Consider the following 14785-nt stretch of genomic DNA (forward strand, 5'->3'; position numbering starts at 1 on the left):
CTTTTTTTAGGTTAGTTGGCCTTTTTTGTCGGAGAATAAGTTTTGTTTGAACGTCCGCAAGGTGGTGAACGAGCTATACTCGTGCAATTGGCGCTGCCTGGGGTTGATGCTGAAAAAGCATTACAAGAATTTGAAGAGTTGGCATGTTCAGCGCAGGCTGAAATATTGGATTGCGTTTTAGGCACGCGTGCCACACCTGAAGCTAAATATTATATAGGTAAAGGTAAGGCGGAAGAGTTAGCACAGCTGGTTAAAGCCCTGGATGCCGAATTAGTCTTGGTCAACCATGAGTTATCTCCTTCACAAGAGCGCAACTTAGAGCGTTTGTTGGAATGTCGGGTCGTAGACCGTAGTGGCCTTATTCTCGATATTTTTGCACAACGTGCTCGTACCTTTGAAGGTAAATTACAGGTTGAGTTGGCGCAATTGCAACATTTATCTACCCGATTAATCCGCGGTTGGACCCATTTAGAACGGCAAAAGGGTGGTATTGGCTTACGCGGTCCAGGTGAAACTCAGTTGGAAACTGACCGACGTTTATTACGTGAGCGAATAAAATACATTAATAAACGCTTAGAAAAAGTACGTTGTAGTCGAGATCAAAATCGGCAGGCGCGTCGTAAAGCCTCTATGCCAACGGTTTCTTTGGTAGGTTATACTAATGCGGGTAAATCAACTCTATTTAATGTCTTAACCGGTGAAAGTATTTATGTAGCCGATCAATTATTTGCGACACTAGATCCTACTATGCGGCAATTAAGTTTACCAGGCTCCTCTTCGGTTATTTTAACGGATACTGTAGGCTTTATTCGGGATTTACCGCACCATTTAGTGGAAGCTTTTCGCGCTACTTTGGAAGAAACGCAACAGGCGGATTTATTGCTGCATGTTATTGATATTTCCGATCCGCATTGGCGCGATACGGTCTCCTCGGTGCAACAAGTTTTGGATGAGTTGGGAGTATTAGAAGTTCCGGTAATTCACGTATTCAATAAAATTGATTTGAAAGAAGATTGGGTGCCTAAGATTGATTACAATCAGGAATGGTGCAAAGTATGGATTTCTGCGGCGGCTAATCAAGGTTTGGATTTATTAAAAGAAGCCATTAGTACCCAGTTGCATGGTGCCATTTTGGTGGAAGATGTTCTATTGAAGCCTACACAAGCCAAACTTCGAGCCCAGCTCTATGAGCTAGGGGCCATTTTAAAAGAATCGATTAGTGACGAGGGTGAGTGGTTGCTGAAAATTCGCATCACACAGGCGCAAAAACAGCGTTTGTTTTTAAGTGAGACATCCTAATAAGCTTAATGAACGGCACTACATCGTAGTAAAACATCCTCATTTTAGGGAGGTTTTATTGTAGCGTAGGTACTATTTTCTCCCTGAGAGTTCACATTATACCTCCTTAAAAACTAATTTTGATTATAGATACTAAATTTTGACTATAAATGGATCATTTTTTATTGTTCTTGAGAAAGGTTTTCTAATGCGGGCACATTTTGATAGCAAAAAAAGTAGTAAAGTAGCAGCATTAATAATGCCCCTATATAGAAAGGGAGGTTAATTGATAATCCCAATAATGGGCCTGAAAGGAAACTTGCCGCAGCCATACAGATACCGATAATACTGGCCTGTAGCCCCATGGTTACTCCATGGTTCATTTCCGAGGATAGTTTTGACATAGTTGATAAATATAAAGGCATTAACACCGATGCAGCGAAAATAATGCATACATTTCCTAAGATAAAAGTTAGGTAATTGCCAAAATAACTGACATAAAGTAGAGAGGCGATAATAGTGCATACCGAGAGTTTTTTCATTGCTAAACTTTCAAGTTTGGTGCTGGGTAACTTATTGGTGAGGTTTAATGCGAGCATGTAAAAAACTACCATCGAAGAAAACAATACCCCAATTTGATAACTATTAAAGCCAAGTTTTACCATGGCAAAAGGGACTATGGTAAGAAAATAAAAATACCAAGCGAGTTGATAAAGGAAAAACTCTTTAAACACAGGATGATTATAGGTATTTTTTTCAGCAGAGGGCTCTTCCTTTTCGGATTCATTAGCTACGGGTTGTAAAGGACCTATTAAGGTAAAGTTCATAATTTTCATGGCTAAAATCAAGAATAAGGGGGTGGCATAATAGTAGAGAGGAACTGTGCCGGTAAAATTAATTAAAAATCCGCAAATGACCGGTCCAATAAACAAGCCTCCGGCATTCATGATTTCGGTCTTCCTAAATATCTCTGTTTTAGATTCTTTAATATGTGAGAGTAAAGACATAATTGCGACGCGCCCAAGCGTAAACCCCTCCAGGATTTTACTGAGAATAAAGATGCTTAAATTGATGGTAATAAGACTATATATCCCTAGACTGGTCGCGATAATGGCACCTAGAAAAAAGTAGAAGAGAATTTTTTTCTCGCCATAACGATCCGCTAAGTATCCGCATATTAGCCCTCCCACCGTAGAGCCCAAAAAATAAGCACCAAGGGTTAATCCATAGATATTCAGCTTGGTATTTTGCGTTACGCCGGACAAAAATTCATTTTGATGTAAAAAAATAGCTCCTAATAGGATTGGTAGCATACTGGAACTTATGCTGATAAAGAACAACATAATAAAAGGAACATTAGATGGGAAAAAATTTTTAAAAAACAACCGGATAGAGGATTTCATTATGTTTCTGTATGTTTTTTGAACAACTAGTGTTTGACTATAGACCATAGAACTATTTTTTTCCACTGTTCATCTTAACATGATAACTGTTGCAAGGGCTGCTTAGGGAACCAAGTTTTTTCTTGCCATTGTCAATGTTACCTCTCTGTTTGACATACAATGGATCGCGCTATTTATAAGTAGAAGTGATAAGCAAGTGTAGGGATACCGCGGTCAAGCCGCGGGAATTAAGGTCACATAGTTCTTATTAGCAAGTATACTTAAGTAAGTTCCCTAAATTGTAAGCTCCCAGATTACATCATATTAATTAGATGGAGCGGGGGGGCTTGAGCTTTCTGCTTGGCTTTCCTGAGCTTGTCTATCACTCGATGGCGATTTTTTATGTAAGAACCTTGGTAGTCTCAAAGAGGAAGATCTTTTCAATTTTTTCGTTTGGAGATGGGTCATAAAATCTGCATTTTCTTCTAAGTTGTTATACGTTAGTTTTTCAACATCATGAATTAGTTTTTCAAATCGGTCCAGTACTTCCGTTTTATCACGTTGGTGTTTTTGATATTTCTTATAAGTACTTAGGAATTTCTTTTTAAATACCTCCTGATTGACGTTGATTACCAAGTTGCCAGCGTCGCCCTCATTGGGCGTAAGGTAGGTAAGCACTATACTTTGTAGACGGGAATCAAATTTTTTACTACCAGCTACCCGGTAGCTGTCTTTTAAAAAGGAATAGAGTTCTATCATATTTCTTTGTTTAAAAAAGCTAAAAAATACTTTCTTTTCATCCGTTATAATAGAATCTTTGATGCGATGACATAAACAGCTTTTACTCTCGATACACATGAAAATTATCCTTAATTTATAATTATAAAATTCGCAATTTTTATTAAATATAGCTTCTTTTTTGCCAATATGTTGTAGAAACAGATTCTCTAATCATTATAAATACATCGATAGATGAAAAAATTTCAGTGCCAAGAAAAGTAATTCATGTGGAGATGGATTGTTTTTATGCTGCTATTGCAATGAGAGATAATTGATTACGTATCTAGGAACATTCGGCTGCTTTTTTAATAAAAATTACTTATTAAAATAAAAAATAGCGATTTAAAGTGTTGTCTACAGAGATTAAAAGTACCCAGCTTAGTTTTGAATATGATAGGAAATTATTTCAGAAAATTACCCTTATACTACCCTAAGCTCACCCGCTTACTGGGTTAGGGGCCATTATCAACAGCAACCTGTAGAAGAAGAGTCGTATTATCAAATATCTTTGTTTGATTAGACTACCCAACCATGGCCTCTTCCAATGCTCTGACATCTTGCCCACCATAGAGAGTATTTACCAGTTCTCCTTGGGGATTAAACACAAAGGTAACAGGTACTCCAGTAATATCACCTAAGCCCAAGGCAAAGGCGGGATCGGTGCGTAGTGAGGGGTATTGGATATTCAATTGCCTAATTAGACGGTGTTGTTTATCCAGTGGTAGTGCATCGTAATTTACAGCAAATAAGGCTACCGAATCATGCCCATGCTTGCGGTAAAACCGATTAAGTTCGGGGATTTCTTCAACACAAGTTTTACACCAGCCCGCCCAGTAATTAATGAGCACCCATTTTCCTTTCAATGAGGCAAAAGAAATATCCCGTCCTTGAATATCACGCAGCAACACATCCGCTTGGCTTGCTGTAGTGATCGTCATTAATAGGACAGCAGATAGTAATGTTTTTATTAGCGCACTCACGATTTACCTTAATAGCCAGGATTTCAATATGTGGATAGTATAGTGAATTCGCTATAAAAAAATAATACTATTTTTAAAGTGGGTACTATTTTTTACAAATAAGCGTCTATACTTCTCTATGATTTCAACATAACTAAGGAAAGTAATCATGTACAAGAAAATTTTAGGAACATTCGTATTAGCATTTTCTTTAATTCTTTGCTCTACGGCATTTGCTCATAATGGATGTGGGGAAGGCATGAAGCAAATGTTGGAGTCCTTAAAACTGGATGATGCACAAAAACAAAAAATTAAACCTATTTTGGAAAGCATGAAATCAACTATGCAGCAAAGTGGGGAACAGATGAGAGATTTAAGTAAACAAATCAATGAACAAGCTATTTCACCAAATATGGATCAATCTGCAGTGAGTGCTTTAATTGATAAAAAGACTAAGCTTCTTGGTGATATGATGAAAGCTAAAGTTTCTGCTAAAAATCAAATTTATGCAGTGCTCAATGATCAACAAAAAGCTCAATTACACGGTATGATGAAAAAAATGGAAGAAAAAATGGCAGAGAAATTTAAAAGCTGTCATGACGAAGAATAATTATTCTACATATCCTGTTCATTTCAAGGCATCCAGAATATTCTGGATGCCTTGTTGTTTCGCGAAAACCATCTAAACCTGACCTTGAATTTTGCATTCATCGCATCCATCTAGAAAAATACCACGGTGGGAAAACGTTTTTTTTTGAACTATGCTTAAATTAGGCAGCCAAATAAAATCAATTTTCCGTTTGAACCGGGATTTTTGATTTAATGAGGAGGTGGCGCCATGCGTGATATTAAAGTAGAGCGATTAACTTATGGCATGATGATCCGTGAAGGTGCGGGTGTTAAGTTGCATCGCTACATCGGGATTGAGCGTACGGATGAATTTGAGCCGTTGCTTTTACTCGATTATTTTGACAGTAATAATCCTATGGATTTTATGGCCGGTTTTCCACCCCATCCTCATCGTGGTTTTGAAACCATTACCTATTTACTCGATGGAAGTATTACCCATGAAGATAATAAGGGGCATAAAGGAACTATTGGGCCGGGAGATGTGCAATGGATGACTGCTGGTAAGGGAATTGTCCATTCTGAAATGCCCTCCGCAGAACATGGGCGCTTAACGGGTCTGCAATTGTGGTTGAATTTACCAGCTGCAGAAAAAATGCGGGAGCCTCGTTATCAAGAACTTCAAAGTGCGGACTTGCCTTTAGAGCATCATGATTCTGGGGCGGTAATCAAAGTGCTTGCGGGTACTACAGACAAAGGGACCACCTCACCAATTACCGATATTGCGACGGCTCCTTTATTTTTTGATATTAGCCTGCCTCTAGGAACAAGCATTCAACAACATATTTCTGCAGATTATCAGGCGGTATTATTAGTCATCTCTGGTGCAATTTTGGTTGGTGAACAATTGATACCACAAGGTGGGTTAGCCAAGCTGAGTGTAGGTGACGTGTTAACTTTAACCGCTGAAAAAGATAGCCAGTGTTTGCTTATTGCTGCGGCGAAGCTGCATGAACCGATTGCGCGTCATGGGCCTTTTGTCATGAACACCCCTGGAGAGGTTATGCAAGCATTGGATGATTTTCGCCAAGGCCGGTTTTAAGATTTAGCCTGGAGGGTATAGGAAATTCAAAGGTGAAAAGGAGTGATTTTTTGTACAGTATAATCGTCTTCATTTATCTGCGATTGCGGTGTGATGAGCTAGGTGAGGTCGATGGATAAGGATTAATTTAATTCAGACAGGATAGTTAATTACCGTATTAAAAAAAGACGAAGTAATCCCATTAATTGATGCGAATGGGATTTTGGAGCGCGATTTGAGCGGTGTAATTTATGAGCTGTCGAAACCTGGTTGTTTCGTTGCCTACTCTCAAGACGTGTTAACTAATGGCCAACCATTCGCCCAACAATGACTCCATGGTTTTACGTGCTTGTTGCAATGAGTCTGGATCATTCACTGATGGCCTACGCAAATCATCGCAATGTGCAGCACCGAAAATTAGTTGATAATTTAAATTAGAGTTGGTGGCATTGCCATTTTTGTTCGCCAATGACAAGGTTGACCAGGGATCTTGCTCTCCATTAGTAAAGAAAATTTTAGACACTAAACTATCCATTAAGGGATAATAAAGAGTTGAGTTTAGGTTTGACGTTTGTGCAGGCTGAGTCAGTTGAAATAAGCGCTTACATACCTGATGATGATAATTTAAATTGATTAAGGTCGAACGCGTGGATAGCTCCGTATTAGGATGGGCGTTTTGCCAGTAGCCATATTCTGTACAAGATTGATAATACCATTGGCGCATCGATAATCCGGGGGTAGTCGTATTAACCGTTTCATCCATCGCTCCTTGCGGGGTAAAGTCCACTGCATTAAGTCCAGAGCTTTGGTACAGTTTATGCGCCATTTTTGCATAGCCCACTAGTGGACTTGTATTGGATGAAAGAGCAGTACAGAATTCATCTTTTTCCCCATATTGCACAGCACCTGCCCCAATATCTGCAATTAGGTAGAGAAAATCCACTGGATCATCTACTTGACTTGCCCCAAAAAGTTCTTTTATTTGTGCCAAGTGACCCACGTCGTCTAAGCTTTCTTCTACGGCATGGAATACCTCGCGCATTTGCTCGGCGCAACGAGGACCAACTACTTCGGTAACATGTTGATCATATTCCACAAAATCCTCTTTAGCCATCACCGGTGCAGATGAAGCCAGGGCACCTGCCACTAAATAGGGGAATTTTAAACGATAGTAGGCAGAGAGAGAGCCTGGGTACGAACCACCAAATGCGATCCAGCGTCCCGTCCAGTTATTTTTCTGACTGATATGACGTTGAAAATAAGCCAAATCATTTAATGCTGCGTCAGTAGTTAAAAAGCGTAAATTTTTGGCAGATAAGCTGGTAACCGGCACACTGGCACCGTAGTAACGGTGTTCTAAGGCAATGAGTTTGGCATGAAATTTTTGTGCATAATGCCTAATTGCGCCATTAAGTGCATTCGGGGTGCATGTGGCTTCGCCACAAATGTAGAAAAATACGGGGGCGTCATCTTCCGGCCCGTAACGTTCATCGATGTAGTAACGTTGAGCAAAGGTGCCCTTGGTTGGAGTGCTATGGTCAATAAGTTGTTGGAAATTGTATTGTTGGGTTGTTGCCTCGGTTTTGAAGCTGTATTTTGCCTCCAGTTGCTGTTGCATATAACGCTCAACGGCTCCCGCATGGCTTGAGAAACTCAGCGCGCATAAACTTGCACACAGGGAAGTAAATTTAGTATTAAACATCATCATCCTTAATTGTGTTCAGATCGTTTTTATGGCATTATGTTCAAAATGTAATTAGTAAGGAAGATTTATGTTAAAAAAGCTTCTTGGAATCACATTGGTCTGCTGTGCTGCCGATGCTTTTGCAACGGAAACTGTAAATTTATATCATGCGCCATTAAGTAATTTAAAGCATTTTCCTTTTAAGCAAGGCCCAAAGAAAATGGCCGCTCGTGCCATGAGCAATTCTACTCCAGACACAACAAATAATAGTGTTTTACAAGAAGTAAACCAAACTAAGGACAGGTCACAAATTACTACGCGCTATCAACAGTTATATCACGGCATCCCGGTGGTGGGAGCGCAAGTGATGGTTAGCACAGGTGCAAATCAAAAGGGTTTATCCAACAGCAATGCTCAGGTGAATGGGCATCTTTTAGACCACATCCAGCTCAATATTCAGCCTGCTTTTAGCAAACAACAAGCACTAGAAATCGCTAAAAAGTCCTGGTTCAATTTTAATCCTCAGACACCGATACAAGCCGAGCAAATGGAGCTACAAATTCGTGCGCAGTCCGATACTGAATTAAAACTGGTTTATCAGGTTTCTTTTAAGAGCATTGAATCGAATAGCAAACCTGCTTGGCCATTTTTCCTTGTTGATGCTCAAACTGGTGAACTCATCAAGCAATGGAATAATGTGAAGAGTTTTGCTGACATTGGACCCGGTGGTAATGAAAAGGTTCATGAATATTGGTACGGCAAAGAGGGCTTACCCGCATTAGAAGTACAACAAGCGGGGGATGTCTGCACTATGGAATCCCCCACGGTGAGATTAGTAAATCTAAATTTCGCTTGGGATTGGAGTGGCATGATATCTACTCCTTTTAGTTATCAATGTAACAACAACCAAGAAGAGCTCATTAATGGTGCTTTTTCACCCAAGAATGATGCCTATTATTTTGGGCATACCATTGTGAATATGTACCGTGATTGGTATGGGGTAAATGCTTTACAAAAACCGGATGGTTCACCCAGTCAATTAGTCATGCGGGTGCATTTTGGTTCGAGTTACGACAATGCTTTTTGGGATGGACAATCCATGTCTTTTGGCGATGGTGCTGAGATGTATCCTCTCGTGTCTTTGGATGTAGCCGGTCACGAAGTAACCCATGGTTTTACCGAACAGCATTCTAACCTTGAGTATTATGATCAATCAGGCGCTTTGAATGAGTCTCTATCGGATATGGGGGGCCAGGCTGCACGTGCTTATTTATTAGAAACGACACCCCTGCTGTATAATAAAGTGTATTTACAAGCGGATGTGATCACTTGGGGAATAGGCGAGACCATTATGCGCGAGGAGTTTGGCAGGGCGTTGCGCTTCATGGATTACCCCTCATCAGACGGAAGTTCCGCCGATTGTATGGATAAGAATTTGGCGCAAAGTAATGGTGCTTATTGTGCGATTAGCTATGATGATGTCATGGCTTTTGCCCAGGAGAATATTCCTGAACCACAAAACCAACAAAACTTTATTGTGCACACTGCCAGTGGCATATTTAATAAGGCATTTTACTTAATGGCGAAAAGCATCGGCATTAAAAAAGCTTATCATGTGATGGTGATTGCTAACAGTAAGTATTGGACTCCTACCACTAATTTTGCACAGGGAGCTTGCGGAGTACTTTATGCAGCACGTGATTTAGCGGTTGATACCAATTTGGTGAAAACGGTTTTTGGTCAAGTAGGTGTTCCAACCGATACGTGTGCTTTTTAATCCAACTGGCTCAGTATATAGCAAGTGGGTAGAAAAGTTGGTTAATAGCAACCATGGATTTTTGCGTATAAGTACACGGGTTTTGTGCGTCAACATTTATCTTTTAGGTTGTTTTTTGTTCTAAATGCTGTCTGCCAGTCAAAAGTTAGTGTATAATAACGCTCTATTTTTATTTACTTTTCTCTTTTTTCAAGCAGGAATTGAATGACTAACTTTTTGATTATCTTGGGTATATTAGTATTAACCTTGATTTGTGTTGGCGTGATGGTGGTTAAAATTTATCGCCAACCTGCAGAACCACTCTCTTTTGGGCAATATTTGAAGCTTACGGTAAGTGGAATTATTGCTTTTATTGCGGATACCTTAGGTGTAGGTAGTTTTGCGGTTAATATTGCCTTGGCCAAATTAATGGGTACTTTTCGTGATGATGAAATGCCTGCAGTGAATAATGGTGCCCAAGTAATTCCCGGAACGATAGAGTCTTTATTTTTCATGCAATTAATCAATGTGGACATGACCACACTGCTGACTTTGGTTGCTGGGACCTGTGTTGGTGGTTTATTGGGTGGTTTTGTGATGAGTCGTCTGAGTAAGCAGGCTGTTCGTTTGGCCATGATGTGCGCTTTTGCCTTGATAATCTTTTTATTAATATCCCATCAATATCGATGGCTTCCTATCGGTGGTGAATTAACCGCATTACATTCTTGGAAATTAGTTATCGGATTTTTTGCCTTGATGGTCTGCGGTGCCCTAACCTCCGTTGGTGTGGGCTTATTTGTGATGGTGCAGGGCGTATTGTTTCTGATGAATGTATCTCCAGCCGTTGCTTTCCCTATTATGACCACCGCCGGAGCAATGCAGCAGCCCTTAACGACCCTCGTATTTTTACAACAAGATAAAATTCCTTTAAAGAAGACCTTAATATTAAGTCTCTCAGGATGTCTTGGTGTTTTCATGACCATTCCCTTATTTATGCACTTAACGGTTACTTGGTTGCATTTATTACTCTTAGGCATCCTCGTTTATAATTTCCAGGGGGTTACGCGTACCTATTTACGTAATCGGTCTGGCAAACGCTATACTCCTGTTACTGCTTCCACACCGCTCGCGGCTGCTGAATAGTAACGTGTTTGCTGGGTAGAAAAGCCCAGCAAACACTGTTTTTTCCGTTCCCAATGCTGGGCTTTACACCTCAGCCTACATTTATGATTTGCCACGAGAATAATCATTAACATAATGGCTTAAGTAAGTACTATTAGTTGTTTATAGATACCCAAAGACAACAAGCATTTGGGAGTCGCTTGGGTATATAGTATAATTAGTCCCCATTTTATTAAAAAAAGTATGTACTATGGATGAGCCAGTTAGTAAATCACAGAAAAAAAGAGACGCCGATTCTTTACAAAAAATAGGTGTGAAATTTATCGACCTTAGCTTGGCTAAGCTGGATTTATTACCTCTTCCAGATAATCTTTATAAGGCAATTGTTGATGCGAAAGCCATTAAAAGCCATGGTGCGACAAGAAGACAGGCACAGTTGATTGGTAAATTGATGCGTGCCGCTGATCATGAAGAAATTCTTGCTGCTTATGAACGCATCCTAGATGAGGAAAGTTCGGTTACCGCCTCATTCCATGAGGTGGAAGTTTGGCGTGATCGCTTAATTAATGAAGGCAAGACGGCATTAACCGAATTTATCGAAGCCTATAATCCAGAAGAAGTTCAACAATTAAGACAATTAATCAAAAAAGCAGTTGATGATCAGCATAAGGAAAAAAATACCGGTGCTGCCAAAGCTCTTTTTCGCTATTTAAGGTCCTGCATTCTATGAATTATTCCTTATTTGTAAGCTGTCCCCGTGGATTAGAATATCTATTGGAGGCGGAAGTGAAAGCGTTAGGCTTGGTGGTAACTCGTGTGAGCCCGCAGGGGGTCTATGGCGAAGCCAGCCTTACAGTAGTTTACCAATTATGCTTATGGTCACGCCTTGCCAACCGTGTGCAACTTATCCTGTTTAGCGGTTATGGTGGTACCGAACAAGCGCTACATCAATTGTGTACGGATTTTCACTGGCAGACGGTTTTTTCCTCAGACAAAACGTTGGCTATTGAGTTTCATGGTAGCTCGGAGCATATCCGCAATACGATGTTTGGTGGGCAAGTAGTTAAAGATGGAATCGTAGACCATTTTCGTCGATTGAACGGCGATCGCCCTTCGATTGATAAAGAAAAGCCACAAATTTTAATTCATGCTTATTTGAAAAATGATGAAGTCACGGTGAGTTTTGATTTAACCGGATATAGCTTGCATCAACGAGGTTATCGAACTCAATCCGGTAAGGCACCCATAAAAGAAAATGTGGCTGCTGCCTTATTAATCCGTGCTAAATGGCCAGAATTGGCGGCTCAAGGATATACTTTTCATGATCCATTTTGTGGCTCGGGGACCTTGGTAATCGAAGCTGCTATGATGGCAACTCATGTTGCTCCGGGCTTATTGCGTCAGGATCAATCGCTGCAATACTGGGCTCAACATCAAGAATCATTATGGGAAAAATTACGCTCCGATGCGCTACACCTGGTTAAGCCATTAACCGGCAAATTATTAGGGACAGATGCGGATCCTAAGGCAATCGAACTTGCTCGCGCGAATGCTGAACGGGCCGGTGTGGCTCCTTTAGTCGAGTTTACCATATCGGCTATGAATCACATTCAAGCACCAGTAGAAAAAGGTTTACTCGCTTGTAATCCTCCTTATGGTGAGCGTTTAGGCGATACCACGCAATTAGTGCCAATATATCAGCAGTTAGGCAAGGCTTTGCATGAGCATTATCAAGGCTGGAAGGCTGCAGTAATTACCTCCAGTCCTATTTTAGCCAAAGCAATAGGCTTGCGTTCTAACAAACAATATACCCTGTATAATGGTGCTTTAGAGTGTAAATTGTATTGTTTCGACATTAGCGGTACGAATGAGTTGAAGGGGGCGATGAGCGTTACTTTGTCGGAAAATGCGCAAATGTTATTTAATCGCTTGGAAAAAAACTACAAGCATTTACATAAATGGGCGCAAAAAAATCATATTTCGTGCTATCGAGTTTATGATGCAGACTTACCTGAATATGCTTATGCTATTGATATTTATAACGGGCATGTCGTACTTCAAGAATACGCTCCCCCAGCAAGTGTTCCGCCACATAAAGCAGAACGCCGCAGCTTAGAAGTACTGCAGGTAGTACCGCGAGCCTTGGGCATTGCGGCAGATAAGGTCGTGGTGAAACAGCGTAAACAGCAAAAGGGCAGTGAGCAGTATCAAAAGCTAAGCCAAACTCACCACACCATGGTGGTGACTGAAGGACAGGCGAAACTTAAAGTAAATTTGTATGATTACTTAGATACCGGTTTATTTTTAGATCACCGTCCGCTGCGTTTAAGCTTTGCGAAATTAAAACCTGGCATGCGTTTTCTTAATTGTTTTTGTTATACGGGGACTGCAAGTGTGCAGGCGGCGCTGGCTGGCGCGCAGACGACGAATGTGGATTTATCCAATACCTATTTGCGATGGGCGGAAGAGAATTTTCGCTTAAACCATTTAGATTTATCGCGACATCAGTTTGTGCAATATGACTGTCGTGAATGGCTGCGTACTTCTCGCGATCGTTTTGATGTGATCTTTCTCGATCCGCCAAGTTTTTCTAATTCGAAGCGTATGAATGATACTTTGGATATCCAACGCGATCACGTTATGCTAGTGAACGAAGCGATGCGCTTATTAAACCCAGATGGAACCTTATATTTTTCAACTAATTTTCGTCAGTTTAAGCTGGATCCGCAGTTGATGGAAAAATATGCGGTGCAAGATATTAGTGCGCAAACGATTGATCAGGATTTTAAGCGAAATCATAAGATTCATTATTGTTTTAAAATTAGAATGCGGCAATTTGCGTAGCGGCTACTAGGTGGAGGTTGGGCCATGTGTTATAGACCATGGGCCCAACCTAAAATTCCTACAATTTATTTTCTTCAATAACCCCACCATAAATCTGCACCTGCAATGATTTCATATATCCTGCCATGAAAAAAAGTTCTGCAACCAGAAACAAAGGAGCAATCAAAAGTTGGGATAAATTATCCATAAACGCAGGTTTTCTGCCTTCGATGTAGTGACCATAAAGCTGTAGCCCCCAACCGGCAATAAAAGTAATGATAAACGCCCAAATACCCAAAGTTGTTGGGCCTTCGGCACTAAACCAATGTGCTATCCATAATAAAAACAACATAATTGGTGTAATGGCTAAAGCTAATTGCCAATTTAAGAGGAAATAGTAAACTAAGATGGCGATAGTCGCGAACCAGGCTAGGTTACTGGCGAATACCCCAGGAATGATAATTTGGATGAAACCTAATAAAATCATCAAAGAGAGAACAATCAGTGGCACCCCGGCAAAATGCGTATAACGAGTAGTGGCGTTTTGATGATAAGTTGCATAAAACTGTGCTTGTTCAACAAAAGATTTCATTTTTAAGTGTCCTAGTAGTAGTTTTACTCTTAAAAACATAGCACATAATCTTGAAAAGCACATTTCACTTTTCCGTCAAAATCAATTCATTTGAGCTCGAGTTAGCGAAATGTAAACAGACTCTAGCTAGTCAAAAGTATAAGTTCCTACCACGTAAAGCACATTACCATTGGTAGACGAGCCTGGAATATAAGCTGCTTTTAGGGATACTTTGTGGATAAAGAAGCCTGCCCAAGGAACCGCGCCGGGGAATGGAATATTATGCATTATATCTGGGCGCGAAGTGATCAGGACTGAATAGCCTAACCCCGCTTTAATGTTTTTGTTGAGAGAGGCCACAAATAAATGGGCATAGCCAATCACGGGCTCCACATTTTTATGAGAGTCAAGAAATGCAAAGGCATAAAGGCCGTGCCAATTGCCGCGTTCATCAAAAAAGCCTTTGCCTAATCCGCCGCCCCATGCCAATTCATTATATTTTTTCTCGCGTATGCGCTCGGGGCTATAAGTATAGCGGTTGTGCCATGCGTATCCAGAAATGTAAAGGTCAGTTTTACCTTCGGTCCAAATTTGGTGAAAGCGTAGGCAAACGGGCTTAAAGAATGTGAGCCAATGGCTGCAATTTTCTGTTTCTTCGGCAGAAAATGCATTTAGGGAAAACAGCATTAATACGCCGATAACTAACTTTCTCATTTAATTTTTAACCTATAACTAGGCTTTCAACTAGAATTAAAAGCATAGTTCTTAATGCAATGTGTAAC

At 40.4% G+C, this 14785-nt stretch carries 13 protein-coding genes; 7 read left to right on the forward strand and 6 right to left on the reverse strand.

Annotated features, from left to right (window positions below; translation table 11 throughout):
- Nucleotides 1–42 precede the first annotated feature (42 nt).
- The gene (hflX, locus tag E1P08_RS05620) at nt 43–1299 is read left to right on the forward strand and encodes a ribosome rescue GTPase HflX (protein ID WP_133136056.1); all 1257 of its coding nucleotides are present in this window, start codon (nt 43–45) and stop codon (nt 1297–1299) included.
- A 161-nt stretch (nt 1300–1460) separates the two neighbouring features.
- On the opposite strand, the gene E1P08_RS05625 is transcribed toward hflX, so the two are convergent.
- From E1P08_RS05625 to E1P08_RS05635, 3 genes are all read right to left on the reverse strand, one after another.
- Nucleotides 1461–2729: an MFS transporter gene (locus E1P08_RS05625; protein WP_341272477.1), complete on the reverse strand. Its 1269-nt coding sequence runs from the start codon at nt 2727–2729 to the stop codon at nt 1461–1463.
- Nucleotides 2730–2984: 255 nt separating this feature from the next.
- The gene (locus E1P08_RS05630) at nt 2985–3518 is read right to left on the reverse strand and encodes a hypothetical protein (protein WP_133136058.1); all 534 of its coding nucleotides are present in this window, start codon (nt 3516–3518) and stop codon (nt 2985–2987) included.
- 443 nt (nt 3519–3961) lie between these two features.
- Nucleotides 3962–4420, reverse strand: a complete 459-nt coding sequence (locus E1P08_RS05635) for a TlpA disulfide reductase family protein (protein WP_133136059.1) — start codon at nt 4418–4420, stop codon at nt 3962–3964.
- A gap of 148 nt (nt 4421–4568) precedes the next feature.
- On the opposite strand from E1P08_RS05635, the gene E1P08_RS05640 reads away from it, so the two are divergent.
- On the forward strand, nt 4569–5009 hold the full coding sequence (locus E1P08_RS05640) for a Spy/CpxP family protein refolding chaperone (RefSeq protein WP_133136060.1): 441 nt from the start codon (nt 4569–4571) through the stop codon (nt 5007–5009).
- Between the two features lie 228 nt (nt 5010–5237).
- Nucleotides 5238–6068 (forward strand): pirin family protein, encoded by an 831-nt coding sequence (locus E1P08_RS05645; RefSeq protein WP_133136061.1) that lies wholly within the window; start codon nt 5238–5240, stop codon nt 6066–6068.
- Between the two features lie 277 nt (nt 6069–6345).
- On the opposite strand, the gene E1P08_RS05650 is transcribed toward E1P08_RS05645, so the two are convergent.
- The gene (locus E1P08_RS05650) at nt 6346–7749 is read right to left on the reverse strand and encodes a S28 family serine protease (protein WP_242602387.1); all 1404 of its coding nucleotides are present in this window, start codon (nt 7747–7749) and stop codon (nt 6346–6348) included.
- Nucleotides 7750–7819: 70 nt separating this feature from the next.
- Here E1P08_RS05650 and E1P08_RS05655 point away from each other — a divergent pair, with 70 nt between their 5' ends.
- The 4 genes from E1P08_RS05655 (at nt 7820) to rlmKL (ending at nt 13453) form a co-directional block, all read left to right on the forward strand.
- A complete protein-coding gene (locus tag E1P08_RS05655) occupies nt 7820–9508 on the forward strand; it encodes a M4 family metallopeptidase (RefSeq protein ID WP_133136063.1) in 1689 nt (562 codons plus the stop codon).
- Between the two features lie 204 nt (nt 9509–9712).
- Entirely contained in the window at nt 9713–10630 is a 918-nt protein-coding gene (locus tag E1P08_RS05660; RefSeq protein WP_133136064.1) for a sulfite exporter TauE/SafE family protein, read from the forward strand.
- A 229-nt stretch (nt 10631–10859) separates the two neighbouring features.
- Complete coding sequence (gene yjgA / locus E1P08_RS05665; protein ID WP_133136065.1) at nt 10860–11339, forward strand: ribosome biogenesis factor YjgA; 480 nt, start codon at nt 10860–10862, stop codon at nt 11337–11339.
- A complete protein-coding gene (rlmKL, locus tag E1P08_RS05670; protein ID WP_133136066.1) occupies nt 11336–13453 on the forward strand; it encodes a bifunctional 23S rRNA (guanine(2069)-N(7))-methyltransferase RlmK/23S rRNA (guanine(2445)-N(2))-methyltransferase RlmL in 2118 nt (705 codons plus the stop codon). Before yjgA ends, rlmKL begins: the two co-directional genes overlap by 4 nt.
- 58 nt (nt 13454–13511) lie before the next feature.
- Here rlmKL and E1P08_RS05675 read toward each other — a convergent pair whose 3' ends face one another.
- Both E1P08_RS05675 and pagP read right to left on the reverse strand, forming a co-directional pair.
- A complete protein-coding gene (locus E1P08_RS05675) occupies nt 13512–14024 on the reverse strand; it encodes an Mpo1 family 2-hydroxy fatty acid dioxygenase (RefSeq protein ID WP_133136067.1) in 513 nt (170 codons plus the stop codon).
- 126 nt (nt 14025–14150) lie between these two features.
- Nucleotides 14151–14717: a lipid IV(A) palmitoyltransferase PagP gene (gene pagP / locus E1P08_RS05680; RefSeq protein WP_133136068.1), complete on the reverse strand. Its 567-nt coding sequence runs from the start codon at nt 14715–14717 to the stop codon at nt 14151–14153.
- Nucleotides 14718–14785 lie beyond the last annotated feature (68 nt).

This window comes from Legionella rowbothamii (genome assembly GCF_900639985.1).
GTDB lineage: Bacteria > Pseudomonadota > Gammaproteobacteria > Legionellales > Legionellaceae > Legionella > Legionella rowbothamii.

Coding starts and splice junctions, on each gene's coding strand:
- E1P08_RS05625 (WP_341272477.1), bottom strand. CDS start 2,729: ATGGTCTATAGTCAAACACTAGTTGTTCAAAAAACATACAGAAACATA.
- E1P08_RS05630 (WP_133136058.1), bottom strand. CDS start 3,518: ATGTGTATCGAGAGTAAAAGCTGTTTATGTCATCGCATCAAAGATTCT.
- E1P08_RS05640 (WP_133136060.1), top strand. CDS start 4,569: ATGTACAAGAAAATTTTAGGAACATTCGTATTAGCATTTTCTTTAATT.
- E1P08_RS05645 (WP_133136061.1), top strand. CDS start 5,238: ATGCGTGATATTAAAGTAGAGCGATTAACTTATGGCATGATGATCCGT.
- E1P08_RS05650 (WP_242602387.1), bottom strand. CDS start 7,749: ATGTTTAATACTAAATTTACTTCCCTGTGTGCAAGTTTATGCGCGCTG.
- E1P08_RS05655 (WP_133136063.1), top strand. CDS start 7,820: ATGTTAAAAAAGCTTCTTGGAATCACATTGGTCTGCTGTGCTGCCGAT.
- E1P08_RS05660 (WP_133136064.1), top strand. CDS start 9,713: ATGACTAACTTTTTGATTATCTTGGGTATATTAGTATTAACCTTGATT.
- yjgA (WP_133136065.1), top strand. CDS start 10,860: ATGGATGAGCCAGTTAGTAAATCACAGAAAAAAAGAGACGCCGATTCT.
- rlmKL (WP_133136066.1), top strand. CDS start 11,336: ATGAATTATTCCTTATTTGTAAGCTGTCCCCGTGGATTAGAATATCTA.
- E1P08_RS05675 (WP_133136067.1), bottom strand. CDS start 14,024: ATGAAATCTTTTGTTGAACAAGCACAGTTTTATGCAACTTATCATCAA.
- pagP (WP_133136068.1), bottom strand. CDS start 14,717: ATGAGAAAGTTAGTTATCGGCGTATTAATGCTGTTTTCCCTAAATGCA.